The following is a 26133-nucleotide window of genomic DNA, read 5'->3' on the forward strand; positions in this document are numbered from 1 at the left end:
GATGGCAGGTTTAAAACTTCAGGCAGTAACCAAAAGCTGGGATGGCAAAACCCAGGTGATTCAGCCGCTGACGCTCGACGTGGCGGACGGGGAATTTATCGTGATGGTCGGGCCGTCCGGCTGCGGCAAATCCACCCTGCTGCGCATGGTGGCGGGGCTGGAACGCGTGACTTCCGGGGATATCTGGATTGACCGCCAGCGCGTCACCGAGATGGAGCCTAAAGACAGAGGCATTGCGATGGTGTTCCAGAACTACGCCCTCTATCCGCACATGAGCGTGGAAGAGAACATGGCCTGGGGGCTGAAAATCCGCGGCATGGGCAAAGGCCATATCGACGAGCGGGTGAAAGAGGCGGCACGCATTCTCGAGCTGGACGGCCTGCTGAAGCGCCGCCCGCGCGAGCTCTCCGGCGGCCAGCGCCAGCGCGTGGCGATGGGGCGCGCCATCGTGCGCGATCCGGCGGTATTCCTGTTCGACGAGCCGCTCTCTAACCTCGACGCCAAGCTGCGCGTGCAGATGCGTCTTGAGCTGCAGCAGCTGCACCGTCGTTTGAAAACCACCTCCCTGTACGTGACCCACGATCAGGTCGAAGCCATGACCCTCGCCCAGCGCGTGATGGTGATGAACAAAGGCATCGCCGAGCAGATTGGCACTCCGGTGGAAGTGTACGAGAAACCGGCCACCCGCTTTGTGGCGAGCTTTATCGGCAGCCCGGCAATGAACCTGCTGGAAGGGCGTATCAGCAGCGCGGGCACGCATTTTGAGCTGGAAAGCGGGATGGCGTTGCCGATCAACTGGTACTATCGTGGCTACGCCGGGCGTAAGATGACGCTCGGTATCCGCCCCGAGCATATCGTTTTAACCTCTCAGGCGGACGGCGGCGTGCCGCTGGTGATGGACACGCTGGAGATGTTGGGTGCAGATAACCTGGCGCACGGGCGCTGGGGCGAACAAAAAATGGTGGTGCGCCTGCCGCATCAGGAGCGCCCGAAAGCAGGCAGCACGCTGTGGCTGCACTTGCCGGAAAACCATCTGCACCTGTTTGACGGTGAAACAGGACAACGAGTATGAGCAACTGGCCTTATCCCCACGTCGTCGCCCACCGTGGCGGCGGTAAGCTGGCGCCGGAGAACACCCTGGCGGCGATTGACGTCGGCGCGCGCTACGGTCACACGATGATCGAGTTCGACGCCAAGCTGTCGAAAGACGGCGAAATTTTCCTGCTGCATGACGATAACCTCGAACGCACCAGCAACGGCTGGGGCGTGGCGGGCGAGCTGCCGTGGCGCGATCTGCTGAAGGTGGACGCCGGAAGCTGGTACAGCGGCGAATTCAAAGGCGAACCGCTGCCGCTGCTGGCGGACGTGGCCGATCGCTGTCGCCAGCACGGCATGATGGCCAATATCGAAATCAAACCGACCACCGGCACCGGGCCGCTGACGGGCAAAGTCATTGCCCTGGCCGCGCGCGAGCTGTGGGAAGGGATGACCGCTCCGCTGCTGTCATCATTTGAAATCGATGCGCTGGAGGCCGCACAGGCGGTCGTACCTGAGCTGCCGCGCGGGCTGCTGCTTGACGAGTGGCGCGAGGACTGGCGCGAGCTGACGACACGCTTAGCGTGCGTTTCTATCCATCTCAACCACAGGCTGCTGGATGAGGCGCGGGTGAAGATGCTGAAGGACGCAGGCCTGCATATTCTGGTCTACACGGTTAACAAACCCCAGCGCGCAGCCGAACTGCTGCGCTGGGGCGTGGACAGTATCTGTACCGATGCAATCGACCTGATCGGCCCGGACTTTAGTTCTGCGGATTAAGCATGCTGCCATTCGACTGCGGCGGCAGCATGTGCTGCTGTCCGCTGCCTGACGACGTCATTCCCCCTAACATCCCGCCGTTTTTATTCGGCAGCGGCTGCTCGCGCACCTGCCCCTGCTGCACGCGCTGGGTGTTGGCGTTCATCTGATTTTGCAGGCTTTGCTGCTGCATCTGGGTCTGCGTTTTAAGCTGCTGATTAAGCATTCCTTTCTGCTGCTGTTGCTGGCTCATCATCTCCGTCTGCATACGCTGCTGGCTCGGGATAACGTAACCCTGCTGGTTCGGGTTGTTCATGGTGTTGAGTGGCTGTGCGAGCGCGGCAAACGGGATCAGCGCCGTAAGGATCCATAAGCGTTTCATTGTCATTTCCTCCTTTTGAGGTCTCTCTTAAGTTTACCCCGATTTCACCATGACGATGATTTTTTAGGAGTTGTGAACCAGGCTTAAGCGGGGAATATGGATCCCTTCACCTGGAGAACAATAATGATGAAACCAACGTTTTTGCGCTGGGTCGCCATCGCCGCGCTGATGGCTGGCGGTACATTTAGCGTGGCGGCCAACCCGCCAGCGGCGCCTCCGGTCTCTTACGGCGTGGAGGAAGATGTTTTTCATCCCGTGCGGGCAACCCATGGCATGGTGGCGTCGGTGGATGCGCTGGCAACCAAAGTGGGCGTCGATATTCTCAGGCAGGGCGGTAACGCGGTGGATGCAGCGGTCGCCGTCGGCTATGCGCTGGCGGTGACGCATCCGCAGGCGGGGAACCTGGGCGGCGGCGGCTTTATGATGCTGCGTACCAAAGACGGCAAAACCACCGCCATCGATTTCCGCGAAATGGCGCCTTCTCAGGCGTCCCGCGATATGTTCCTCGACGATCAGGGTAACCCTGACAGCAAAAAATCCCTGACTTCGCACCTCGCCACCGGCACGCCGGGCACCGTTGCGGGCTTCTCGCTGGCGCTGGAAAAATACGGCACGATGCCGCTGAACAAGGTGGTGCAGCCTGCTATCAAGCTGGCGCGCGACGGCTTTGTGGTAAACGATGCGCTGGCGGACGATCTCAAGACCTATGGCAGCGAAGTCATTCCGAATCACGAAAACAGCAAGGCCATCTTCTGGAAAGACGGTGAGCCCCTGAAGAAGGGCGATAGGCTGGTGCAGAAGAACCTCGCCAAAAGCCTGGAGCTGATTGCGGAGCACGGTCCGGACGCCTTCTACAAAGGGGCAATTGCCGACCAGATTGCGGAAGAGATGCAAAAGAACGGCGGGCTCATCACCAAAGCGGATCTTGCGGAATACAAGGCGGTGGAGCGCGAGCCGATTAGCGGTACCTATCGCGGATACGAGGTCTTCTCCATGCCGCCGCCGTCTTCCGGTGGGATCCACATCGTGCAGATCCTCAATATTCTCGAAAACTTCGATATGCACAAGTTCGGCTTCGGCAGCGCGGACGCCATGCAGGTGATGGCGGAAGCGGAAAAACGCGCCTACGCCGACCGGTCGGAATATCTCGGCGATCCGGACTTCGTGAAGGTGCCGTGGCAGGCGCTGACCAACAAGGCATATGCCAAATCCATTGCCGATCAGATTGACATCAACAAGGCCAAACCGTCGAGCGAGATCCGCCCCGGCAAGCTGGCGCCGTATGAAAGCAACCAGACCACCCACTTCTCGGTGGTGGATAAAGACGGTAACGCGGTGGCGGTGACGTACACGCTCAACACCACCTTCGGCACCGGGATTGTGGCGGGCAACAGCGGTATTCTGCTGAACAACGAGATGGATGACTTCTCTGCCAAACCGGGCGTGCCGAACGTCTACGGGCTGGTGGGCGGCGATGCGAATGCAGTAGGGCCTAAGAAACGTCCGCTGTCTTCTATGTCGCCCACCATTGTCGTGAAAGACGGGAAAACCTGGCTGGTGACCGGCAGCCCTGGCGGGAGCCGTATTATCACTACCGTGCTGCAGATGGTGGTGAACAGCATCGACTTTGGGATGAACGTCGCCGAAGCGACCAACGCACCGCGTTTCCATCACCAGTGGCTGCCGGACGAGCTGCGCGTGGAGAAGGGCTTTAGCCCGGACACCATCAAGCTGCTGGAACAGCGCGGGCAGAAGGTGGCGGTGAAGGAGGCGATGGGCAGCACCCAGAGCATTATGGTCGGGCCGGACGGGGCGCTGTTTGGCGCGTCGGATCCGCGGTCGGTGGATGATTTGTCGGCGGGGTATTAACGATTCCCCTCACCCTAACCCTCTCCCCGCAGGGGAGAGGGGATTGCACGGTGCGGTCTTTTCTCCCTCGCCCCTGTGGGGAGAGGGCCGGGGTGAGGGGAGTGTGTCACTTCATTCGCGCCATATAATACGCGTCCACATATTCACCGTTGCGCAGGGCATAGCGTTTGCCGGTGCCTTCAATTTCGAACCCGTGTTTTTTGTACACCGCAATCGCCGGTTCGTTATCGACAAATACCGTCAGCTCAATGCGGTCAACGCGCAGCCAGTTATCGCACATATCAATCATGGTGCGCATCAGAGCGCTGGCAACGCCCCGGTTTTGCCACTGCGCGCCGACACAAATCCCAAAATCAGCCACATGGCTGCGGCGCGGGCGTTGCGCGACGACGATGCACAGATGGCCGGCGACATGACCTTCTATGCAGGCGACGAGCTGCTTGATGCCGGGCTGGTCGGATAGCCGTTCTTGCCACATTTGCTCAGAGGGATGAGGAACCTGTAGTGTGTTGTGGTACACCTCCGGCTGGGCGTGGATCTGACGAATGGCGTCATAATCTTTCGGTTCCGCATGGCGTATCACTATCTCACTCATTCCTTGTTCCTCAGTCAGTTAAACGTCCCTTTCAACATCAATGACTTTAAAATTTGAGTCAACCGCTATTTTTTGCAAAAAGTATTGGACAAGTGCGAATGAGAATGATTATTATTGCTCTGCATTCAGGAAGACCGCTACGGGAACCTGAAAGCACGACATTGCTCACATTGCTTCCAGTATTACTTTAGCCAGCTTTTAGCTGGCTTTTTTTTTGTTATGGTTAGACTCAGTAACCTTCCAAAAGGACTGAGCCATGACACTACATTGCGCATTTATTGGATTTGGTAAAAGTACGACCCGCTACCACCTGCCGTATGTTCTCAACCGTAAAGACAGCTGGCACGTCGCGCACATCTTCCGCCGCCGCGCGAAGCCGGAAGAGCAATCCCCGCAGTATTCTCATATCCATTTCACCAGCGATCTTGATGAAGTACTTAACGATCCGCAGGTCAAACTGGTTGTTGTCTGCACCCACGCCGACAGCCATTTTGACTATGCGAAACGCGCGCTGGAAGCGGGTAAAAACGTGCTGGTGGAAAAGCCGTTCACCCCGACCATCGCCGAAGCAAAAGCGCTGTTCGCGCTGGCGAAAAGTAAAGGCCTGACCGTTACGCCGTATCAAAACCGTCGCTTTGACAGCTGCTTCCTGACGGCGAAAAAGGCGATTGAAAGCGGCAAGCTGGGCGACATTGTGGAAATCGAAAGCCACTTCGATTACTACCGTCCGGTGGCGGAAACCCAACCCGGCCTGCCGCAGGACGGCTCGTTCTATGGTCTGGGCGTGCATACGATGGACCAGATCATCTCTCTGTTTGGCCGACCGGACCACGTGGCGTATGACATCCGCAGCCTGCGTAACAAAGCCAACCCGGACGACACCTTTGAAGCGCAGCTGTTCTACGGCGACCTGAAGGCCATCGTCAAAACCAGCCATCTGGTGAAAATCGACTATCCGAAATTTATCGTTCACGGCACCAAAGGATCGTTCGTTAAGTACGGCATCGACCAGCAGGAGACCAGCCTGAAGGCCAACATCATGCCGGGTGAACCGGGCTTTGCGGCGGATAATTCCGTGGGCGTGCTGGAGTATGTGAACGATGAGGGGGTGACGGTGAGAGAAGAGCTGAAGCCGGAAACTGGCGACTATGGCCGCGTCTACGATGCGCTATACGAAACCCTCACAACCGGCACGCCGAATTACGTCAAGGAATCTGACGTTCTGACCAACCTGGAAATCCTCGAGCGGGCCTTTGAGCAGGCTTCTCCTGCCACGGTAACCCTCGCGAAATAAGCAAAAACGGCTCCTCTGTGCTTGTTCATAATTTTTGAACAGAGGAGTCAATTTTCACCCTCTATGATCCCAGGCAGTTTGCGTCCACACTTACTCCATCGAAACGAACTGAGGGTGAAACAATGATCTACTTACGCAAAGCAAACGAACGTGGTCACGCGAATCATGGCTGGCTGGACTCATGGCATTCATTCTCGTTTGCCGACTACTACGACCCGAACTTCATGGGCTTCTCCGCACTGCGCGTGATTAACGACGACGTGATTGATGCAGGCCAGGGCTTCGGTACCCACCCGCACAAGGACATGGAAATCCTGACCTATGTGCTGGAAGGGGCGGTAGAACACCAGGACAGCATGGGCAACAAAGAGCAGGTTCCGGCGGGCGAGTTCCAGATTATGAGTGCGGGTACCGGGGTGCGTCACTCCGAGTACAACCCGAGCAAAACGGAAAAACTGCACCTGTATCAAATCTGGATCATTCCAGAAGAGACCGGCATCACGCCACGCTACGAACAACGCCGCTTCGACGCGAAACAGGGCAAACAGCTGGTGCTGTCCCCGGATGCGCGTGAAGGTTCCCTGAAGGTGCATCAGGATATGGAGCTGTACCGCTGGGCGCTGGCGAAAGACGAACAGTCTGTGCACCAGATTGCCGCCAACCGCCGCGTCTGGATCCAGGTGGTGAAAGGTGAAGTGTCCATCAACGGCACCAAAGCGACAACCGCCGATGGCCTGGCCGTCTGGGATGAGCAGGCGCTTTCCGTGCATGCCGACAGCGAAAGTGAAATTCTGCTGTTTGACCTGCCGCCGGTGTAATAAATCATAAATAAATGCCCATCCTTCCCTTTGGCAGGGGAAGGATGGGCTTTGTCCGTGATAAACTGAGTAAATCTCTCACTTCAAGATTTCTCAGGACGATGAAAAAGAAACGCCCCGTACTTCAGGATGTCGCCGATCGCGTCGGTGTGACCAAAATGACGGTCAGCCGTTTTTTACGTAACCCGGAACAGGTTTCCGTGGCGTTGCGTGGCAAGATTGCCGCGGCCCTTGATGAACTGGGTTATATCCCCAACCGCGCGCCCGATATTCTCTCCAATGCGACCAGCCGTGCGGTGGGCGTCCTGCTTCCTTCCCTGACCAACCAGGTTTTCGCCGAAGTTTTGCGCGGCATTGAAAGCGTCACCGATGCTTTTGGCTATCAGACCATGCTCGCCCACTACGGGTACAAGCCGGAACTGGAAGAGGAACGTCTTGAATCGATGCTTTCCTGGAACATCGACGGCCTGATTTTAACCGAACGTACCCACACTGCCCGCACGCTCAAAATGATTGAAGTGGCCGGTATCCCGGTGGTGGAGCTGATGGACAGTCAGTCGCCGTGCCTCGATATCGCCGTGGGGTTCGATAACTTCGAAGCGGCGCGCCAGATGACGGCGGCGATCATCGCTCGCGGTCATCGTCATATCGCCTATCTGGGTGCACGTCTTGATGAACGTACTATCATCAAACAGAAGGGATACGAGCAGGCGATGCTCGACGCGAACCTAACCCCGTACAGCGTGATGGTGGAACAGTCCTCTTCCTATACGTCGGGTATTGAGCTGATGCGCCAGGCACGACGCGAGTATCCGCAACTGGACGGTATTTTCTGTACCAACGATGACCTTGCGGTCGGTGCGGCGTTTGAGTGCCAGCGTCTGGGGCTCAAGATCCCTGATGATATGGCAATTGCCGGTTTCCACGGCCACGACATTGGCCAGGTGATGGAGCCGCGTCTGGCGAGCGTCCTGACCCCGCGTGAACGTATGGGCCGCATTGGCGCAGAACGCCTGCTGGCGCGCATTCGTGGCGAGACGGTTACCCCAAAAATGTTAGATTTAGGTTTCACCTTGTCACCGGGTGGATCTATTTGAACTGACAAATTTGAAGTAGCTCACACTTATTCACTTCGCGCACGTTTGGATATTGCTTCTCTTTTGCCCCGGCAGGACAATGTTACCGATAACTGTTACCCGTAACAATTGACTGAGGGACACCCTTTGAGCACGACTAATCACGATCACCACGTCTACGTCCTGATGGGCGTTTCCGGTAGCGGGAAATCAGCCGTAGCCAGCGAAGTGGCGCATCAACTCCAGGCTGCGTTCCTTGATGGCGACTTCCTCCATCCGCGCAGCAACATCATGAAAATGGCCTCCGGCGAGCCGCTGAACGACGACGACCGCAAACCGTGGTTGCAGGCGCTGAATGACGCCGCGTTCGCCATGCAGCGTACCAACAAAGTCTCCCTGATCGTCTGCTCTGCGCTGAAAAAAACCTACCGCGACCTGCTGCGCGACGGTAACCCGAACCTCTCTTTCATCTACCTGAAAGGGGACTTCGAGGTGATTGAAAGCCGCCTGAAGGCGCGTAAAGGTCACTTCTTCAAAACCCAGATGCTGGTGACGCAGTTCGAAGCGCTGCAGGAGCCGGGTGAAGATGAGAAAGATGTCTTAGTGGTTGATATCGATCAGTCACTGGAAGGTGTTGTTGCCAGCACCATCGAGGTCATTAATAAAAGGCAGTAAGTTTTGAGTACATTAACGCTAGTTTTGACAGCAGTGGGTTCCGTGTTGCTGCTGCTGTTTTTAGTGATGAAGGCGCGTATGCACGCTTTTGTCGCTTTGATGGTGGTTTCTATAGGTGCAGGTCTCTTTTCCGGTATGCCGCTCGACAAGATCGCCGCGACGATGGAAAAAGGGATGGGAGGCACGCTGGGCTTCCTGGCGATTGTGGTCGCCCTTGGCGCGATGTTTGGCAAGATTTTGCACGAGACGGGCGCGGTCGACCAGATTGCCGTCAAGATGCTGAAATCCTTCGGTCACAGCCGCGCGCACTACGCGATTGGTCTGGCTGGTCTGATTTGCGCGCTGCCGCTGTTCTTCGAAGTGGCCGTAGTGCTGCTGATAAGCGTCGCGTTCTCCATGGCGCGCCATACCGGCACTAACCTCGTGAAGCTGGTTATTCCGCTGTTTGCGGGCGTGGCGGCGGCCGCAGCGTTTCTGCTGCCGGGGCCTGCGCCGATGCTGCTGGCGTCCCAGATGCACGCCGACTTTGGCTGGATGATCCTGATTGGCCTGTGCGCGGCAATCCCGGGGATGATTATTGCCGGTCCGCTGTGGGGCAACTTCATCAGCCGTTACGTTGAGCTGCATATTCCGGACGACGTCACCGAGCCGCACCTGGGCGAGGGCAAAATGCCGTCCTTCGGCTTCAGCCTGTCGCTGATCCTGCTCCCGCTGGTTCTCGTGGGTCTGAAAACCATCGCCGCGCGCTTTGTGCCGGTGGGTTCCAGCGCCTACGAATGGTTCGAGTTCATCGGTCACCCGTTCACGGCGATCCTGGTGGCCTGTCTGGTGGCGATTTACGGCCTGGCGATGCGTCAGGGAATGCCGAAAGATCGGGTGATGGAGATCTGCGGTGCCGCGCTGCAGCCTGCGGGCATTATCCTGCTGGTGATCGGCGCTGGCGGCGTGTTCAAGCAGGTGCTGGTGGATTCCGGCGTAGGCCCAGCTCTGGGCGAAGCGCTGACCGGGATGGGCCTGCCGATTGCGGTCACCTGCTTCGTGCTGGCTGCGGCGGTGCGTATCATCCAGGGTTCCGCAACCGTGGCGTGCTTAACCGCCGTGGGTCTGGTGATGCCGGTGATTGAACAGCTGAACTACTCCGGTGCGCAGATGGCGGCGCTGTCTATCTGTATCGCGGGCGGTTCGATTGTGGTCTCTCACGTTAACGACGCGGGCTTCTGGCTGTTCGGTAAATTTACCGGCGCCACCGAAGCGCAAACCCTGAAAACCTGGACGCTGATGGAAACCATCCTCGGCACGACGGGTGCCATTGTCGGGATGATTGCTTTCACACTGCTGAGCTGAATGCGGTGATTTAACAAGGCTCAAAAATAAGGCCCGGTAGCGTTAACGCTTACCGGGCCTTTATATTATGCAGAACGCCAGGCCGGGTCAGGTAAAACCACCAACCCGGCTTTTTCACATCACTCGCCCTGCGTCGCGCTCTCGATCGTCAAACGCACATCTGACGTAATGAGTTCGGCCAGCATCTGGTACACCTTCAGCGTCTCTTCCGGCTCGGCATCACCCGTATCGCTGATGTAGCCTTCGTCACGCAGCGTCAGGACCAGAGAGCTGAAGACCGCTTTGTCGAAGAATTCCGGGGCGTTAATGCCGTGCAGAACGGACAGGCGCTGTGCCAGCGTCCGGCTCTCTTTCTCCAGCGTGCCGCGGTTGATAGACGGGTTCGCACTCAGCAGCCAGAACGTAATGGCGTAGCGCTGCAGCGTTTCGCGCGCACCGGCAGCAAGCAGTTGCAGGGTTCGGGAACGCGACGGATTGATGTGCAGCTCGTCGTTTGAGACGGTGATCAGCCCCTGACGACGCAGCTCTTCCGTCAGTTTGTCCAGTTCGCCCGCCAGCTCGTCTTTGCTCCAGCGCAGGAACAGCTCCGCTTTCAGCATCGGATAGAGCGTCTCAACGTGACGCAATAGCTCCTGACGCGAAATACGGCGATGCTGGGTGATGATAGCCGCCATGAGTGACGGCAGCATCAGCATATGGGTGATGTTGTTGCGGTAGTAGGTCATCAGCACTGCCTGCTCGCGCGGCAGAATGATGATGTCGCCGATCGTGTCCTTTTCGACTTCAAACTTGTTCATCTGCAGCGCGTGATCGATAAGCTCACTGGCGGTAGCAGAAGGCACGGTTGAATCAACGGAATACGGCACGTTGCGCATCATGTCCAGATAGCAATCCAGCTGCTCCGTGAGCTGTTCGCGGGTCAGCGAGCGCTGACGCGAAGCCAGAAGCGCCGTACAGCACAGGTTCATGGCGTTAGCCGCACCGGCGTTGTTAATACGCACCATCAGCTCGGACGCGATGCCGTTGACCGTTGGCGTCAGCCAGGCCGGACGAATCGCTTCGATAGGATCGATGGATTCACGCCACTCGGGAACGTGATGGTTCAGATACGTCATCAGCGGCATCGGTTCGCCGAAGTTCACGTAGCCCTGACCGAGATTGCGTAGCTTGCTCAAGCCGCGAAGCATCTGCGGCAGGCTCTCTTTCTCTTTGGTCGCACCGCGCAGCTCTTTGGCGTACGTGCCCACTTCCATCACGTGCTCATAGCCAATGTAGATTGGCACCAGCGTGATTGGACGGGTTCCTCCGCGCAGCATCGCCTGAATGGTCATCGACAGCGTGCCGGTCTTCGGATCGAGCAGACGTCCGGTACGGGAACGACCGCCCTCCACGAAGTACTCCACGGAATAGCCTCGGCTGAACAGCTCGCCCAGATACTCGCGGAACACGGTGGAGTAGAGCTTGTTGCCCTTGAAGGTGCGACGGATAAAGAACGCGCCCAGGCGGCGGAAAATCGGACCTGCTGGCCAGAAATTCAGGTTGATACCGGCAGCAATGTGCGGCGGTACCAGCCCCTGGTGATAGAGCACGTAGGAAAGAAGCAGGTAGTCCATGTGGCTGCGGTGGCAGGGAACATAGACAATCTCATGGCCATCGTGCGCCAGCTGACGCACACGTTCGGCATTATGAACGTTGATGCCCTGATACAGGCGGTTCCAGGTAAAGCCGAGAATACGATCGGACAGGCGAATCATCTCGTAAGAGAAGTTCGCTGCAATCTCTTCCATCAGCGCAATGGCGTTCTGCTGGGCTTTCTCATGCGATATTTTCTTGCTGCGCGCTTCGTCTTCAACGGCGCGGGCAATCGCTTTGGAGGCCAACAGCTTGTTGAACAGATCCTGACGCGCCGGGAGACGCGGCCCTACGGCAGCGAGGCGCTGGCGCGCGAAGTGCATACGCGCCACGCGCGCCAGTTTTTGCGCGATGATCTTGTCGGTACCGTGCTCGTCCGCCATTCGACGCAGCGAAACGGAAGGGGAGAAACGCACAAAGCTGTCGCGTCCCAGCCAGGAGACCGCGAAGAACTTCTGGATGCCGTTAAGCATGCGCAGCGGCGGGTTCTCTTCACCTTTTTCACGGCCCGGACGACGACCAAACATCACCGATACCGGCACCATCTGCACATCCAGATCGGGGTTGCTGCGGTGCAGGTCAAGATAGTCGTGGAACAGCTTGATGGACTCTTCTTTTGGCGTGTAGTAGGTAAACACGCGCGGTCCACCGTGAATGAACACGTAGCGCGGCAGCAGCGTACCGTCAACTTCAAGCGGTTCAAGCGGGTCCGGTAAGTCATGCGCCAGACACTGGGCGCGAAGCGTCAGTAAGTCTGCCTTCGAGTTATAAGGCAAAACGTACATAATAGGACGCGAGGTATCGAGCCCCAATTCCAGCGCGGGTTCTGCTGGGATAGACTTGCTTTTTACCAGGATGCTTAATGGTAAATTAAGTAATTTGTAGTAAATTCGTGGCCAGCCGGACATAAACGATGTAAAGCCTCTGGTTAATAATGCAATTGCGGCGCAAGGATAACAGAAAGCGCGCAAAATTTCTGTTGTTACCCGTCATACTTCAGGCTGTAGCGAAACGCGCTACAGTTCCTGTTACTGACGCTTTTTTTCATAAAAGGTTCTTTTAATGGCCAATAATACCACTGGGTTAACGCGTATCATCAAAGCCGCCGGCTATTCATGGAAAGGTTTCCGTGCCGCGTGGATCAACGAAGCCGCCTTTCGCCAGGAGGGCGTCGCCGCTATCATCGCGGTGATCATCGCCTCTTTCCTTGATGTTGATGCTATTACCCGCGTACTTCTAATCGGTTCCGTGCTTCTGGTGATGATAGTGGAAATTCTTAATAGCGCTATTGAAGCCGTTGTTGATCGCATTGGTTCAGATTTCCACGAGCTTTCTGGCCGCGCAAAAGACATGGGCTCTGCTGCCGTGTTGCTGGCGATTATCACTGCCGTTATCACCTGGGTCACGCTGCTTTGGTCGCATTTCCGATGAGCCTCGAGGAATAATTAAGTCCCTGGTTTTTTGTGCAGTTTTTGGTTCCAAAATCGCCTTTGACTGTATATACTCACAGCATAACTGTATATACACCCAGGGGGCGGAATGAAAGCGTTAACGACCAGGCAGCAAGAGGTGTTTGATCTCATCCGGGATCATATCGGCCAGACGGGTATGCCACCCACGCGTGCGGAAATCGCGCAGCGTCTGGGCTTCCGTTCTCCGAATGCTGCCGAAGAACACCTGAAAGCGCTGGCGCGTAAAGGCGTGATTGAGATTGTTTCAGGCGCGTCACGCGGTATCCGCCTGCTGGTGGAAGAAGAGACGGGTATTCCGCTGATAGGCCGTGTTGCCGCCGGTGAGCCTTTACTGGCACAGCAGCATATTGAAGGCCACTACCAGGTTGATCCTGGCATGTTCAAACCGAGCGCAGATTTCCTGCTGCGCGTTAGCGGTATGTCGATGAAAGACATCGGTATTCTTGATGGCGATCTGCTTGCGGTGCACAAAACGCAGGATGTGCGTAACGGCCAGGTAGTTGTCGCGCGCATTGATGATGAAGTCACCGTCAAGCGTCTGAAAAAACAGGGTAACACCGTTCAGCTGCTGCCTGAAAACAACGAGTTCTCCCCGATTGTGGTCGATCTCCGCGAACACAACTTCTCTATCGAAGGACTGGCGGTTGGGGTCATTCGCAACGGTGAATGGCTGTAATCTCTTCCTGACAGGCTATGGCGCCGCTGTAGCCTGCTTCATTCTCCACTCCCGGTATTTTTCATGTCACTGCTGACGGAATCAGATAAGGCATTGTGGCGTCTCGCTCTGCCGATGATTTTCTCCAATATCACCGTGCCCTTGCTGGGGCTGGTCGATACTGCCGTTATTGGTCATCTTGATTCGCCTGCTTATCTTGGCGGCGTGGCGATTGGCGCGACGGCAACCAGCTTCCTGTTTATGCTGCTGCTCTTTTTGCGCATGAGCACCACCGGGCTCACGGCACAGGCTTATGGTGCAAAAGATCCGCTGCGTCTGGCGCGCGCGCTGGTCCAGCCGCTGATCCTTGCGCTTGGCGCGGGAGTGTTAATCGTTTTATTACGTACGCCCCTGATCGACCTTGCGCTCCATGTTGTCGGCGGCAGCGAGGCGGTACTGGCTCAGGCGCGCCGTTTCCTTGAAATTCGCTGGCTCAGCGCGCCCGCCTCGCTGGCAAACATGGTTCTGCTGGGGTGGCTACTGGGCGTGCAGTACGCCCGTGCACCGGTGATTTTGCTGGTGGCAGGCAACCTTCTCAACATTGTGCTGGATGTCTGGCTGGTAATGGGCCTGCATATGAACGTGCAGGGCGCGGCGCTGGCGACGGCGATTGCCGAATACGGAACCTTTATTATCGGTCTGTGGATGGTCTGGCGCGTGCTGGCGATGCGCGGGATCTCCCTGGCGCTGCTCAAAACCGCATGGCGCGGCAATATCCGTAGGCTGCTGGCGCTCAATCGTGACATCATGCTGCGCTCGCTGCTGCTTCAGCTCTGCTTCGGCGCGCTGACGGTTTTCGGGGCCCGACTGGGGCCAGAAATCGTCGCGGTCAACGCGGTATTGATGACGCTGCTGACCTTTACCGCCTACGCGCTGGACGGATTTGCCTATGCGGTAGAAGCGCATTCCGGGCAGGCGTACGGGGCGCGCGAAAGCGAGCAGCTTAGGGACGTCTGGCGGGCAGCCTGCCGCCAGTCTGGGCTGGTGGCGCTGGCGTTTGGCCTGGTTTACGCCTGCTTTGGTGAGCAAATTGTCGCGTTGCTTACGTCTCTTCCTGCGCTGCGCGAGCTGGCGAGTCACTATCTCATCTGGCAAGTCATCTTACCGGTGGTCGGCGTCTGGTGTTATCTGCTGGACGGCATGTTTATTGGTGCGACGCGCGGAGCGGAAATGCGTAACAGCATGGCGGTCGCGGCGGCCGGGTTTGGTCTGACGCTGCTGACGCTTCCCTGGCTGGGTAATCACGGTTTGTGGCTGGCCCTGGCCGTTTTCCTCTCGCTGCGAGGGATATCGCTGGCTTTTATCTGGCACCGCCACTGGCAAAACGATACCTGGTTCCCTTCACGTCACGATATATCGTGACGGTTAAAGATTCCGAATATCAAATCAACTGCCGAATCCTTAACTACAATAATTATCACGTCCAGCAGAAAAGAACGTAACGGACGTTACGACCCGACGCTTAACCAAGAGGACACGATGATGAATAAAGACGAAATCGGCGGCAACTGGAAGCAGTTCAAGGGTAAAGCGAAAGAACAGTGGGGTAAGCTGACCGATGACGATATGACCGTCATTGAAGGTAAACGCGATCAGCTTGTCGGTAAAATCCAGGAGCGTTACGGCTACGCAAAAGACCAGGCGGAAAAAGAAGTGGGCGACTGGGAAAAACGCAACGACTACCGCTGGTAACCGGGCTATACCCGCAAGTACAAGGAAGTACACCCTGAGGGCGGCCATGAGCCGCCTTTGCTTTTACTACTGCTAACGCGGTTTTTTCTTCACAAGAATAGAGTGGTCGTGCTGACATGCGTCCTGATGGCGGCAGGCTTCCACTTCCACGCAGGCAGAGCACAGTCCGTGCGCTTCAATCACGTTATGACGCAGGGCAAAACCCATTTTCGCCGCCAGCGTATGCATAATATCTTCCACGCCTTCCGCAGCCTCTTCTTTCACCACGCCGCAGCGGTCGCAGATAAACATCGCCGATGTATGGGTGGGCTGATCGAACAGATGGCACAACACGTAGCTGTTGGTGGACTCAACTTTATGCACGAATCCTTGTTCCAGCAGGAAATCAAGGGCGCGATACACGGTTGGTGGTTTCGCCTGCGGCTCGCTTTCGCGGAGCAGGTCCAGCAGATCGTAAGCGCTGATGGCACCCTGCTGCAGGCTCATCAGACGTAAGACTTCAAGGCGCTGCGGAGTCAGGCGCACATTGCGTTGCGCACACAGCTTTTCGGCCTGCGCTAACAGCTCTTTTGTGGACTTATCCATTTAGCACCCCGGATGTTATAGGACGGAAACCCCCACTTTATCATGTTCTGGTAAAAACGCCGAGATCCGCCAGTCTGTGCTATACCTGACCCATTGCAAAACGGGAAATAAACAATGAAAAAACCTGACTGTATTCGGCACTGGCGCGACGTTGAAGGCGCGGATGATTCGACCTATCCAGATAGCGATGAGCGTTTTTCTATCGGCGCCCCGTTGGCTCGCAAGCTTGGGCTCGGGCGCATTGGTATCCATCATGAGCGTTTACCGCCCGGGCGCAGAACGTCCTATCCGCATGCGGAAAGCGACGAAGAAGAGTTCATTTACGTGCTCGAAGGTCATCCAGAAGCGTGGATTAATGGCTATTTATGGAAACTTGAACCGGGCGACAGCGTGGGGTTTCCTGCCGGAACCGGTATCTGCCACACCTTTATCAACAACACGGACGAAGAGGTGCGGTTACTGGTCGTTGGCGAGGCCAATAAGAAGCACAACCGCATCTACTATCCGCTCAACCCCGTGTATGCCGCTACCCGTGAGGATCGCTGGGTAGACCACCCGCCCCAGTTTTTTGGACCGCATGATGGAAAACCTGGGAAAAAATAATTTCCTCTTCTATAAATATTGAGGGCCGTCACAAAATATAACAGGCCGTAAGGGAGTTTTACTTAGGGATAGAAATAGCGGGTCTTTTACTACTTATTCACAGCAATAGTTCGTTCCTGTTTGGGTGATAACAGACAGGGGTTATTTCATAACAGACTATAACGGGCATACTGTGAAAAAAAATTTTAAATTTTCGGTGGTTAGTATCGCTGTTTCCTTGTTTATGGCAAATCAGGCGGGAGCAGCCAATACCTGGACAGAATCACGTAGCGACGCAATGGGTGGCACTGGCGTTGCCTCCGGGAACTATGGTAGCGGGGCGTTAATCAACCCCGCGTTGCTGGCAAAGGCAAAACCGGACGATGATGTGACGGTCATTTTGCCGTCCGTTGGCGTACAGGTAACGGATGAGGACAATCTTCAGGACGAGATTGATACCATCAACGACAAAATCAATCACTATAAGGATGTGGTTGATGACCTCACGCCAAGGGAGATCATCACCAATCCGTTAGGTTCCATTAATCAATTCCAGGGCGCGGCCAAAGATCTGGCCGATGAGCTGGACTACCTCAAGGGCAAAACCGCACGCGCGACGGCAGGTGCAGGGCTTGCCGTGAGTATCCCTAACGATGTGCTTTCCGTGGCCTTTATGGCGAAAGGCTATGCCCATGGCCGGGTGAGCTCGTCTATCGATCAGCAAGATATTGATTATCTGCGCGGTATTCAACAAAGCAAAGTGGTGGCTGCCGGTGTTGCCCTGGACGCTGCGCTGAACGGCACGGATCAGATCACTAAAAACCTTAACTCAACGGCGTCTGGCCGGGCAGCGATTGTGTCCGACTATGGTGTTGCCGTTGCCCGTCAGTTTGACCTCGGTGGTGTCCCGGTTTCCGTGGGCGTGACGCCAAAGCTGCAAAAAACCTGGGTCTATAACTACACCACGTCAATCTACGATTACGACAGTAACAAGTGGAACGACAGCCGCTACCGCACGGACGACACGGGCTTTAACGTCGATGCCGGTATCGCGGCTGATTTCGGCGAACACTGGACGGTTGGCGTGAGCGGTCAAAACCTGATGTCGCGCGATATCGACACCAAAGATATCCGTATCCGCAACGGCCGGACGGGAGAAGTGGTGAGCTACAAAGACACCTACCAGATCCGTCCGCTGGTGACCGCCGGCGCCGCCTGGCATAACGACCTGGTGACGCTGACCGCCGATGGCGATCTGACGGAAACCAAAGGCTTCAAGAGCGAAGATACGTCGCAGTACGTTGGCGTCGGTGCCGAGGTTACGCCGCTCAGCTGGCTGGCGGTGCGTGCGGGTTATCGCGCGGACGTGAAGGGTAACGACAGCAATGTCTTTACCGGCGGTGTCGGTTTCGCACCGTTCAGTACCGTTCATGTTGACCTGATGGGACTTTACGGTGAGGACGAAACCTGGGGCGCAGGGGCTCAGCTGAGCATGACGTTCTAAAGTCCACCGGAGGCGCTGCGCCTCCGGCTTTTCTTTGTGCTATAGTAGCGCCCCTTTTCCACCAGATGCTTAAAACTTCGCCATGTCGTCAGAATTACAGACCGCTTTCCCTGCACACCGTTTCTCCATTGCGCCGATGCTCGACTGGACGGACAGACACTGCCGCTACTTCCTGCGCCAGCTCTCCCGCCATACGCTGCTGTACACCGAAATGGTGACCACGGGCGCAATCATTCACGGGAAGGGCGACTATCTGGCCTATAGCGAAGAAGAGCATCCGGTTGCCCTGCAGCTGGGCGGCAGCGATCCGGCCGCGCTGGCGCAGTGCGCGAAGCTGGCGGAAGAACGCGGCTACGACGAGATCAACCTGAACGTTGGCTGCCCGTCCGACCGCGTGCAAAACGGCATGTTTGGCGCCTGTCTGATGGGGAATGCACAGCTGGTAGCGGACTGTATCAAGGCGATGCGCGATGTGGTCTCCATTCCGGTCACGGTCAAAACCCGTATCGGCATTGACGACCAGGACAGCTACGAATTCCTGTGCGACTTCATCAACACGGTATCCGGGAAAGGCGAGTGTGAGATGTTCATCATCCACGCGCGAAAAGCCTGGCTCTCCGGCCTCAGCCCGAAAGAGAACCGCGAGATCCCGCCGCTGGACTATCCGCGCGTGTATCAACTGAAGCGTGACTTTCCGCACCTGACGATGTCCATTAACGGCGGCATCAAGTCGCTTGAAGAGGCCAAAGCGCATCTGGCGCATATGGATGGCGTGATGGTCGGCCGCGAGGCGTATCAGAACCCGGGCATTCTGGCGACGGTCGATCGCGAAATCTTTGGTATCGAAGGCGCAGACACCGATCCGGTTGCCGTCGTGCGTGCGATGTACCCTTACATTGAGCGCGAACTGAGCAATGGCACCTATCTGGGCCATATCACCCGCCATATGCTTGGCCTGTTCCAGGGTATTCCGGGCGCGCGTCAGTGGCGCCGCTACCTGAGCGAGAATGCGCATAAAGCCGGTGCCGATATTGAGGTGCTGGAACATGCTCTGCGACTGGTGGCAGACAAGCGATAACTTTCGCTAAAAGTTCGTCAAATTCACCACGCCCTGTGAACGTTCGCGGGGCGTTTTGCTTTAATAACAAAAGGTTAATACTGGCATGATTCTTGTAATGCTGAGTGCATTACTCGGGAACTCGTGGGAGAGCACCATGCTGGAACTACTTTTTGTGATTGGCTTTTTTGTCATGTTGTTAGCGACAGGCGTTTCGCTGCTCGGCATTCTGGCGGCTATCGTAGTAGCGACGGTGGTCATGTTTATTGGCGGACTGTTTGCGCTGACGATCAAACTGTTGCCGTGGCTACTGCTGGCCATTGCGGTCGTGTGGGTGATTCGGGCGATTAAAGCGCCAAAAGTGCCCAGTTATCAGCGCAATAACCGCTTCCGTTACTAAGGTATTGAGGGGTTCGTCACATACTTGTAACTTTTCCGGCGGCATGGCTTAGAACAGAATAGGATTTAGTTATCGAATCTGTCACTATGGCTGCCGTTAAAGAATTCATCGAGCTGTACCCTACATACAGCCGAACTAAAAAAAGAAAGGGCTTCCCACGGGAAGCCCAATTTCTTTTTGGGGCTCAGGGAATCAACAAGCTCGACCCCTGCGTCGCCCGGCTCTCCAGCACCTCATGCGCGCGCTGCGCATCGGTCAGCGCGAATTTCTGCGCATCTGCCACATCCACTTTGATGACGCCGCTGGCGATCAGCGAGAACAGCTCGTTGCTGGCTTCCTCAAGTTCTTCCCGGTTGGTGATGTATCCTTGCAGGGAAGGGCGAGTCACATACAGCGAACCTTTCTGATTCAGAATACCGAGATTAACGCCGGTGACCGCGCCAGACGCATTGCCGAAGCTGACCATCAGACCACGGCGCTGCAGACAGTCCAGCGACGCTTCCCACGTGTCTTTCCCCACCGAGTCATACACCACGCGCACTTTTTTGCCGCTGGTGATCTCCTTCAGCCGCTCAACAATGCTCTCTTCACGATAGTTAATCACCTGCCAGGCGCCCGCCTGCAGCGCGCGCTGCGCTTTTTGTGCATTTCCGACGGTGCCGATCAGCTTCGCGCCCAGCGCCTTTGCCCACTGACAGGCGATGAGCCCGACGCCACCCGCTGCGGCATGGAACAGGAACTGCTCGTCGGGCTTAATTTCATAGGTTTTGCGCAGCAGGTAGTAAACCGTCAGACCTTTCAGGAACGAGGCCGCCGCCTGCTCAAAGGAGATGGCGTTAGGCAGCAGGGCGGCTTTATCCGCCGGAACGTTGTGGACGGAGCTGTAAGCGCCCAGCGCAGACTGCGCGTACACCACGCGGTCGCCCTCTTTAATATGCTTAACCGCGCTGCCCACTTTGACGACGACCCCGGCTGCCTCGGTGCCCAGGCCGCTCGGCATTGACGGCGGCGGGTAGAGACCGCCGCGAATATAAGTGTCGATGTAGTTTATGCCTATGGCTTTGTTTTCAACCTGCACTTCGTTTTCGCCAGGCGCGGCAGGGGTGAACTCCACCGCTTTCAGTACGTCTGGCCCACCGTGTTTCTGGAATTCAATGCGCGTTGCCATGCTCCCTCCGTAAGAAAAATATGGTAATCTTTCGACCCACTCTTTATCTCGGTAACTCCATTCACTATGGCAGGAAACAAACCCTTCAACAAACAGACTGAACCTCGCGAGCGTGATTTCCAGGTCGCAGGGTTAAAGGTCCCGCCGCACTCGATTGAAGCGGAACAGTCGGTGTTGGGCGGTTTAATGCTGGATAACGAGCGCTGGGACGACGTCGCCGAGCGCGTCGTGGCGGAAGATTTCTACACCCGCCCGCACCGCCACATCTTTACCGAAATGGCGCGTCTGCAGGAGTCGGGCAGCCCAATCGACCTGATCACGCTCGCGGAATCGCTGGAGCGCCTTGGTCAGCTCGACAGCTGCGGCGGGTTTGCCTATCTGGCGGAACTGTCAAAAAACACGCCTAGTGCGGCGAACATCAGCGCGTATGCCGATATCGTGCGCGAACGTGCCGTCGTTCGCGAGATGATCTCGGTGGCGAACGAGATCGCCGAAGCCGGTTTTGATCCGCAAGGGCGCACCAGCGAAGACCTGCTCGACCTGGCTGAATCCCGCGTCTTTAAAATCGCCGAAAGCCGCGCCAATAAAGACGAAGGTCCAAAAAACATCGCCGATGTCCTCGACGCCACCGTCGCGCGTATCGAACAGCTGTTCCAGCAGCCGCACGACGGTGTGACCGGGGTAAACACCGGATATGACGATTTGAACAAGAAAACCGCCGGTCTGCAGCCGTCGGATTTGATTATCGTCGCCGCGCGTCCGTCGATGGGTAAAACTACCTTTGCGATGAACCTCGTCGAAAACGCGGCGATGTTGCAGGATAAGCCGGTATTGATCTTCAGCCTTGAGATGCCCTCCGAGCAGATTATGATGCGTTCTCTGGCGTCGCTGTCGCGCGTGGATCAGACCCGCATTCGTACCGGCCAGCTCGATGATGAAGACTGGGCGCGCATCTCCGGCACCATGGGCATTCTGCTGGAAAAACGTAACATCTATATCGATGACTCCTCCGGCCTGACGCCGACGGAAGTGCGCTCCCGCGCGCGCCGTATCGCCCGTGAACACGGCGGCATCGGCCTCATCATGATCGACTACCTTCAGCTGATGCGCGTCCCGTCGCTTTCCGACAACCGTACGCTGGAAATCGCGGAGATTTCCCGCTCGCTCAAGGCGTTAGCCAAAGAGCTGCACGTACCGGTCGTCGCGCTGTCTCAGCTGAACCGCTCTCTGGAACAACGTGCCGACAAGCGCCCGGTCAACTCTGACCTGCGTGAGTCCGGCTCCATTGAGCAGGATGCCGACTTAATCATGTTTATCTACCGTGATGAGGTTTATCACGAGAACAGCGACCTGAAAGGGATCGCCGAAATTATTATTGGTAAACAACGTAACGGCCCAATCGGGACGGTGCGTCTGACCTTTAACGGACAGTGGTCGCGTTTCGACAACTATGCCGGTCCTCAATATGATGATGAGTAATTTCTAAGGAATTCAAATGCAAGCGGCAACTGTTGTTATTAACCGCCGCGCTCTGCGACACAACCTGCAACGTCTGCGTGAACTGGCGCCTGCCAGCAAGCTCGTTGCAGTCGTGAAAGCGAACGCTTACGGACACGGTCTTCTTGAGACCGCGCGAACGCTCCCCGATGCCGACGCCTTTGGCGTCGCCCGTCTCGAAGAAGCCCTCCGCCTGCGCGCGGGCGGCATTACTCAACCCATACTGCTCCTCGAAGGCTTTTTCGAAGCCAGCGATCTGCCGACCATTGCTGACCAGCATCTGCATACCGCGGTACATAACGAAGAACAGCTCGCCGCACTGGAAACCGCCGAGCTGAGCGAGCCGGTGACCGTCTGGATGAAGCTCGACACGGGCATGCACCGTCTGGGCGTGCGTCCGGAAAGCGCGGAAGCGTTTTATCAGCGTTTATGCCGGTGCAAAAACGTGCGTCAGCCGGTGAATATCGTCAGCCACTTCGCCCGCGCCGATGAGCCCGAGTGCGGTGCGACCGAGCGCCAGCTGGATATCTTTAACAGCTTCTGCGAAGGCAAGCCGGGGATGCGATCGATTGCGGCATCCGGCGGTATTCTGCTGTGGCCGCAGTCGCATTTCGACTGGGCGCGACCGGGCATCATTCTCTACGGCGTGTCGCCGCTGGAGAATAAACCCTGGGGGCCGGACTTTGGCTTCCAGCCGGTCATGTCGCTGGTCTCTAACCTGATTGCCGTCCGTGACCATAAAGCGGGCGAGCCGGTCGGCTACGGCGGTACCTGGACCAGCGAGCATGATACCCGTCTCGGCGTGGTGGCGATGGGCTATGGTGACGGTTATCCGCGCGCCGCGCCTTCGGGCACGCCGGTTCTGGTCAACGGTCGCGAGGTGAAGATCGTCGGCCGCGTGGCGATGGACATGATTTGTGTCGATCTGGGGCCTGAAGCCCAGGATAAGCCCGGCGACGATGTCGTGATGTGGGGCGAAGGTTTGCCCGTCGAACGCATTGCTGAAATTACAAAAGTGAGTGCTTACGAACTTATCACGCGCCTGACGTCAAGGGTGGCGATGAAGTACATCGACTGAGACTTGCAGATAGTCGTCCGACGGCATTAGCTGCCGTTGGACGCGTAACGCTTATTTCAACACGTTATAGATCGCCTGATTAGTCAAATAATCCGACGCGAGCCCTGACTCCGGACTGAAGCGCGAACCCTGGATGGACGAGAACCGTTTTCCGGTGCTGCCCAACGAGACATAGCGCTCCCCCCCATCGTTTTCCGAAATGGTGTACACCGTTTTCTGCATCTCGGCGAATAGCGGAGCGTTGCGCTGAATGGCCTGATGCAGTTCCAGCAGCTGCACCCCATCCAGATTGAGCTTTTTATCCAGCGTGACGCCCCATCTTTGCAGGCAAACTTCGGCGAAATGACGCACGATCGTGCCGGGCTCATGGACCACTTTTTCCCCGCTATTCCCATTGGCCGAAGCATTCCCCACCAGCGTAGCGTGGCGGCCGGACATGGGATAAATATGGACTTTTGTCGCGCTATCGGTCTGTGGAATGACGCACGAGAAACCTTTTGATCGCTCATGTCTGGCATAGAAAGCTACATACTCCTTCACGTTGCTGCCCAGAGTAACTTTGTCCGCCTGGAAATTGCCCATGCCCGGAACCGGATCGACCGCAAAAATATTCACCGGAATCGTCGTTAAAAGGGGGTCGGCCAGCATTGCATTGGCAAGCATATGGCAGCTAATTCCGCCCCGGCTCCACCCAACAAGGTTCACCTGAGTGGGCAGGATCTGCCCCTGACGGAAGGTTTTGATGATTTGCTGCTGTAGCGCCTGCTGGGTCACTTTACGATCGCCATAGTCATATTTGCGCCACCAAAAGGAACCGGTAACCTCAACGTCCTGAATCGGTACGCCCGCCTTTTTAAGCTGCTCATAGTTTTCTTTTGTGAGCTTCTCACGCTGCCAGTCAACGTGGCCCTTGATAATATTGATCGCATGCTGAACATTCTCATTCCAGCCGCTGCCCAGAAGCTGGGCGCGAAGCTGAGAATATTCTCCGCTTTTGACCCAAAGCTCATCGCTTTGTAGATTGCCGCTCCCCGGGCCATCAAGAATGACCCATTCGGCGAACTCTTTACCCTTGTTATTGGCTGCCAGAGAAGAGATGAGCTCGCCGTTCCAGTAATTAGCATGAGACTCATCAAATTTATTAGATCCAGTACCACAGAAATACACTGTTAGTATTGTCATAAATGACCTCATTGAAATATTAATATGTAGGTGGATGGCACGCGTGCAGTAAAATAATAAGTGCCAGCAATATTTCTGGGAATATGCTATTGAGCCCAGGCTGTTTTTAATAACGATAAGATCGTTTTTAATTAAACATGGCTATGTTTAATGTGTAGTACTGCTTAACTTTTTGCTTTGGGTATATGACGTTTGCCTTATGCCGAATGCTGTTTTTACAGTTTTGCAATAGCACGCATACTTAATTTCGGAATAAGTTGGTTGAATAACCTAAGAAAATAGATTTCACACGGGGTTATGCTACGATGAATATATTAATGATCGATGAATTACCGATCTTCATTCACGGTATGAAAACAGAGCTGGAACGCGTAATGCCGGAATGCACTGTTTTTGCAGCGAACAACTTTGAAGATGCACACGCAATTTTAACCTCTATGCCGGTCAGCATTATTTTGCTGGATGGTGAAATGAAGTGCCGTGATTTTATCACTAATTTGATGACAAACTGGCCTGAGCTACCGATCGTGGTGATGTTACGAAAAACGACGGATAAGATATTCAACTTCTACATCCGCCAAAGCATTAAGGGCATTTTTACCAAGGATCTCCCCGCCGAGAAAATCAGCCAGATACTTTGTATGGTCTCCTCGGGGGTGGTCTGTTTTCCGGAGCAAGCAGTGGTCCAGCGAGAACAACCCACTGGCGGGTTGCCGATCTACTCCCTGAGTCGTCGGCAGAAGGAAGTTCTTAAGCTGCTGGCGAATGGGGGAACAAATAAGCAGATCAGCCGGCAATTGAATATCAGCGCAGGTACGGTCAAAGTGCATCTGGAATCCATCTTTCACCGATTACAGGTCAACAATCGGACACAGGCCGCAATGCTCTATTTCAAATATATGTCTAATTAGCCGATTTTCAGCAAAGCGAAAGGCTGCAGTCAAAATGCGTTAAAAGAAAAGCGCAACAGACAGACCTCTGTTGCGCTTTGTTTTTTTAACGGTACTGAGATTTGAAATAATATATCACCACCACCAGCGTTCCGAAGTCCTGCAATAGCCAGAATGGAAAGCTGTCACTCAGTATATCAGCACCGGTAAGAATAAATTTCATGTTTAAGCTGCTTTCACCAAAAAAACCAAAGGCGAGGGCGGCTAAGCCAATTTTACACATTACCGGCAGGGCATGGACTCTTCGGCTATAGGCGGCAAACAAAATCAGCAGAGATGTTATCAGGTCGACGAAGATAATAAAGGGAAGCACCCAGCCATTCATTATGTTAAGCATTTATTCTCCATCGGGTTTGTTGTGGTTTAAATCAGGCGGAGAAAGTGATTCATGTCTGACTTTATTTTTGATGACGCTTGCAACATCAAAAATATCGCGTTGTTCATGCTGGCGAAAAAAGTTGGCCAGCCAGACGATCAGGCCATTACTCATTGCCCCGAGGATATACCCTAAACCAAGCGTGATATCGGCCTGATTAAGGTCTATCTTTAACCAGCGGGCTGCTAATCCACCTAATGCGACGGCCGCGCCCATGCTGATTCCACCAAAAATAATGCCTGCCATAAATCGGCTGTGCTGGTGCAATCGCTGCGGTTGCCAGAAAAACGAGATACTGACGCCGCCAAATAAACCTGAAAAAGCCAGCAAGGCTTCACTGATGAGGGTCGGGAGATAGATGTCAGACATACGTTCATCCTCTGCAAGGATAAATCC

The 26133-nt window shown here is 55.8% G+C and carries 27 protein-coding genes; 19 read left to right on the top strand and 8 right to left on the bottom strand.

The window, feature by feature from the left end:
* The first annotated feature begins 1 nt into the window (after position 1).
* Both NWV12_RS01345 and ugpQ read left to right on the top strand, forming a co-directional pair.
* The gene (locus NWV12_RS01345; RefSeq protein WP_048976358.1) at positions 2–1072 is read left to right on the top strand and encodes a sn-glycerol-3-phosphate import ATP-binding protein UgpC; all 1071 of its coding nucleotides are present in this window, start codon (positions 2–4) and stop codon (positions 1070–1072) included.
* Complete coding sequence (gene ugpQ, locus NWV12_RS01350) at positions 1069–1815, top strand: glycerophosphodiester phosphodiesterase (RefSeq protein ID WP_048980862.1); 747 nt, start codon at positions 1069–1071, stop codon at positions 1813–1815. The genes NWV12_RS01345 and ugpQ overlap by 4 nt, the downstream gene beginning before the upstream one ends.
* On the opposite strand, the gene NWV12_RS01355 is transcribed toward ugpQ, so the two are convergent.
* Positions 1799–2176 (bottom strand): DUF2756 family protein, encoded by a 378-nt coding sequence (locus NWV12_RS01355; RefSeq protein WP_033144399.1) that lies wholly within the window; start codon positions 2174–2176, stop codon positions 1799–1801. The genes ugpQ and NWV12_RS01355 overlap by 17 nt on opposite strands.
* A gap of 123 nt (positions 2177–2299) precedes the next feature.
* Here NWV12_RS01355 and ggt point away from each other — a divergent pair, with 123 nt between their 5' ends.
* On the top strand, positions 2300–4045 hold the full coding sequence (gene ggt / locus NWV12_RS01360; protein ID WP_073001667.1) for a gamma-glutamyltransferase: 1746 nt from the start codon (positions 2300–2302) through the stop codon (positions 4043–4045).
* 106 nt (positions 4046–4151) lie between these two features.
* On the opposite strand, the gene yhhY is transcribed toward ggt, so the two are convergent.
* Entirely contained in the window at positions 4152–4640 is a 489-nt protein-coding gene (gene yhhY / locus NWV12_RS01365; protein ID WP_033144400.1) for an N-acetyltransferase, read from the bottom strand.
* A 256-nt stretch (positions 4641–4896) separates the two neighbouring features.
* On the opposite strand from yhhY, the gene NWV12_RS01370 reads away from it, so the two are divergent.
* The 5 genes from NWV12_RS01370 to gntU all read left to right on the top strand — a co-directional run bounded on the left by NWV12_RS01370 (position 4897) and on the right by gntU (position 9847).
* The gene (locus NWV12_RS01370; RefSeq protein WP_048980860.1) at positions 4897–5934 is read left to right on the top strand and encodes an oxidoreductase; all 1038 of its coding nucleotides are present in this window, start codon (positions 4897–4899) and stop codon (positions 5932–5934) included.
* Between the two features lie 122 nt (positions 5935–6056).
* Positions 6057–6752 (top strand): pirin family protein, encoded by a 696-nt coding sequence (locus tag NWV12_RS01375; RefSeq protein WP_003861565.1) that lies wholly within the window; start codon positions 6057–6059, stop codon positions 6750–6752.
* Between the two features lie 101 nt (positions 6753–6853).
* Entirely contained in the window at positions 6854–7849 is a 996-nt protein-coding gene (gene gntR / locus NWV12_RS01380; protein WP_021242747.1) for a gluconate operon transcriptional repressor GntR, read from the top strand.
* Between the two features lie 126 nt (positions 7850–7975).
* The gene (gene gntK, locus NWV12_RS01385) at positions 7976–8503 is read left to right on the top strand and encodes a gluconokinase (protein ID WP_008503362.1); all 528 of its coding nucleotides are present in this window, start codon (positions 7976–7978) and stop codon (positions 8501–8503) included.
* A 3-nt stretch (positions 8504–8506) separates the two neighbouring features.
* Positions 8507–9847: a gluconate transporter gene (gntU, locus tag NWV12_RS01390; RefSeq protein ID WP_023310036.1), complete on the top strand. Its 1341-nt coding sequence runs from the start codon at positions 8507–8509 to the stop codon at positions 9845–9847.
* A gap of 119 nt (positions 9848–9966) precedes the next feature.
* Here gntU and plsB read toward each other — a convergent pair whose 3' ends face one another.
* Positions 9967–12387 (bottom strand): glycerol-3-phosphate 1-O-acyltransferase PlsB, encoded by a 2421-nt coding sequence (gene plsB / locus NWV12_RS01395; RefSeq protein ID WP_033144402.1) that lies wholly within the window; start codon positions 12385–12387, stop codon positions 9967–9969.
* A 154-nt stretch (positions 12388–12541) separates the two neighbouring features.
* Here plsB and NWV12_RS01400 point away from each other — a divergent pair, with 154 nt between their 5' ends.
* The 4 genes from NWV12_RS01400 (at position 12542) to NWV12_RS01415 (ending at position 15358) form a co-directional block, all read left to right on the top strand.
* Positions 12542–12910, top strand: coding sequence for a diacylglycerol kinase (locus NWV12_RS01400; protein WP_048980859.1), 369 nt, complete (start codon positions 12542–12544; stop codon positions 12908–12910).
* 108 nt (positions 12911–13018) lie between these two features.
* Positions 13019–13627 carry a transcriptional repressor LexA gene (gene lexA / locus NWV12_RS01405; protein WP_023310039.1) on the top strand — a complete coding sequence of 203 codons (609 nt, stop codon included), beginning with the start codon at positions 13019–13021 and terminating at the stop codon, positions 13625–13627.
* 63 nt (positions 13628–13690) lie between these two features.
* Complete coding sequence (gene dinF / locus NWV12_RS01410) at positions 13691–15028, top strand: MATE family efflux transporter DinF (protein WP_048980858.1); 1338 nt, start codon at positions 13691–13693, stop codon at positions 15026–15028.
* Between the two features lie 120 nt (positions 15029–15148).
* Entirely contained in the window at positions 15149–15358 is a 210-nt protein-coding gene (locus tag NWV12_RS01415) for a CsbD family protein (protein WP_014830284.1), read from the top strand.
* 72 nt (positions 15359–15430) lie between these two features.
* On the opposite strand, the gene zur is transcribed toward NWV12_RS01415, so the two are convergent.
* A complete protein-coding gene (gene zur, locus NWV12_RS01420; RefSeq protein WP_008503369.1) occupies positions 15431–15943 on the bottom strand; it encodes a zinc uptake transcriptional repressor Zur in 513 nt (170 codons plus the stop codon).
* A 114-nt stretch (positions 15944–16057) separates the two neighbouring features.
* Here zur and NWV12_RS01425 point away from each other — a divergent pair, with 114 nt between their 5' ends.
* The 4 genes from NWV12_RS01425 to pspG all read left to right on the top strand — a co-directional run bounded on the left by NWV12_RS01425 (position 16058) and on the right by pspG (position 19486).
* Entirely contained in the window at positions 16058–16546 is a 489-nt protein-coding gene (locus NWV12_RS01425; RefSeq protein WP_029741577.1) for a cupin domain-containing protein, read from the top strand.
* Positions 16547–16718: 172 nt separating this feature from the next.
* Positions 16719–18029 (top strand): conjugal transfer protein TraF, encoded by a 1311-nt coding sequence (locus NWV12_RS01430; RefSeq protein ID WP_039264135.1) that lies wholly within the window; start codon positions 16719–16721, stop codon positions 18027–18029.
* An 82-nt stretch (positions 18030–18111) separates the two neighbouring features.
* On the top strand, positions 18112–19107 hold the full coding sequence (gene dusA / locus NWV12_RS01435) for a tRNA dihydrouridine(20/20a) synthase DusA (protein WP_045355242.1): 996 nt from the start codon (positions 18112–18114) through the stop codon (positions 19105–19107).
* Between the two features lie 136 nt (positions 19108–19243).
* The gene (gene pspG / locus NWV12_RS01440) at positions 19244–19486 is read left to right on the top strand and encodes an envelope stress response protein PspG (RefSeq protein WP_023310044.1); all 243 of its coding nucleotides are present in this window, start codon (positions 19244–19246) and stop codon (positions 19484–19486) included.
* A gap of 184 nt (positions 19487–19670) precedes the next feature.
* Here the strand turns inward: pspG and NWV12_RS01445 are convergent, their stop codons facing one another.
* The gene (locus NWV12_RS01445; RefSeq protein ID WP_039264131.1) at positions 19671–20654 is read right to left on the bottom strand and encodes a quinone oxidoreductase; all 984 of its coding nucleotides are present in this window, start codon (positions 20652–20654) and stop codon (positions 19671–19673) included.
* Between the two features lie 66 nt (positions 20655–20720).
* Between NWV12_RS01445 and dnaB the strand changes: the two genes are divergently transcribed.
* Together dnaB and alr are read left to right on the top strand one after the other, a co-directional pair.
* On the top strand, positions 20721–22133 hold the full coding sequence (dnaB, locus tag NWV12_RS01450; protein ID WP_023310046.1) for a replicative DNA helicase: 1413 nt from the start codon (positions 20721–20723) through the stop codon (positions 22131–22133).
* 16 nt (positions 22134–22149) lie between these two features.
* Positions 22150–23229 (top strand): alanine racemase, encoded by a 1080-nt coding sequence (gene alr / locus NWV12_RS01455; protein ID WP_048980856.1) that lies wholly within the window; start codon positions 22150–22152, stop codon positions 23227–23229.
* A gap of 51 nt (positions 23230–23280) precedes the next feature.
* Here the strand turns inward: alr and NWV12_RS01460 are convergent, their stop codons facing one another.
* Positions 23281–24411 (bottom strand): hypothetical protein, encoded by a 1131-nt coding sequence (locus tag NWV12_RS01460; RefSeq protein WP_032662597.1) that lies wholly within the window; start codon positions 24409–24411, stop codon positions 23281–23283.
* A gap of 317 nt (positions 24412–24728) precedes the next feature.
* On the opposite strand from NWV12_RS01460, the gene NWV12_RS01465 reads away from it, so the two are divergent.
* Complete coding sequence (locus tag NWV12_RS01465; protein ID WP_223862650.1) at positions 24729–25322, top strand: response regulator transcription factor; 594 nt, start codon at positions 24729–24731, stop codon at positions 25320–25322.
* A gap of 85 nt (positions 25323–25407) precedes the next feature.
* On the opposite strand, the gene NWV12_RS01470 is transcribed toward NWV12_RS01465, so the two are convergent.
* On the bottom strand, positions 25408–25698 hold the full coding sequence (locus NWV12_RS01470; RefSeq protein WP_032662594.1) for a hypothetical protein: 291 nt from the start codon (positions 25696–25698) through the stop codon (positions 25408–25410).
* On the bottom strand, positions 25699–26106 hold the full coding sequence (locus NWV12_RS01475; protein WP_048980854.1) for a hypothetical protein: 408 nt from the start codon (positions 26104–26106) through the stop codon (positions 25699–25701). It lies immediately after the preceding gene.
* Positions 26107–26133: the final 27 nt, after the last annotated feature.

This window comes from Enterobacter sp. Crenshaw (assembly GCF_024734705.1).
Classification (GTDB): domain Bacteria; phylum Pseudomonadota; class Gammaproteobacteria; order Enterobacterales; family Enterobacteriaceae; genus Enterobacter; species Enterobacter asburiae_B.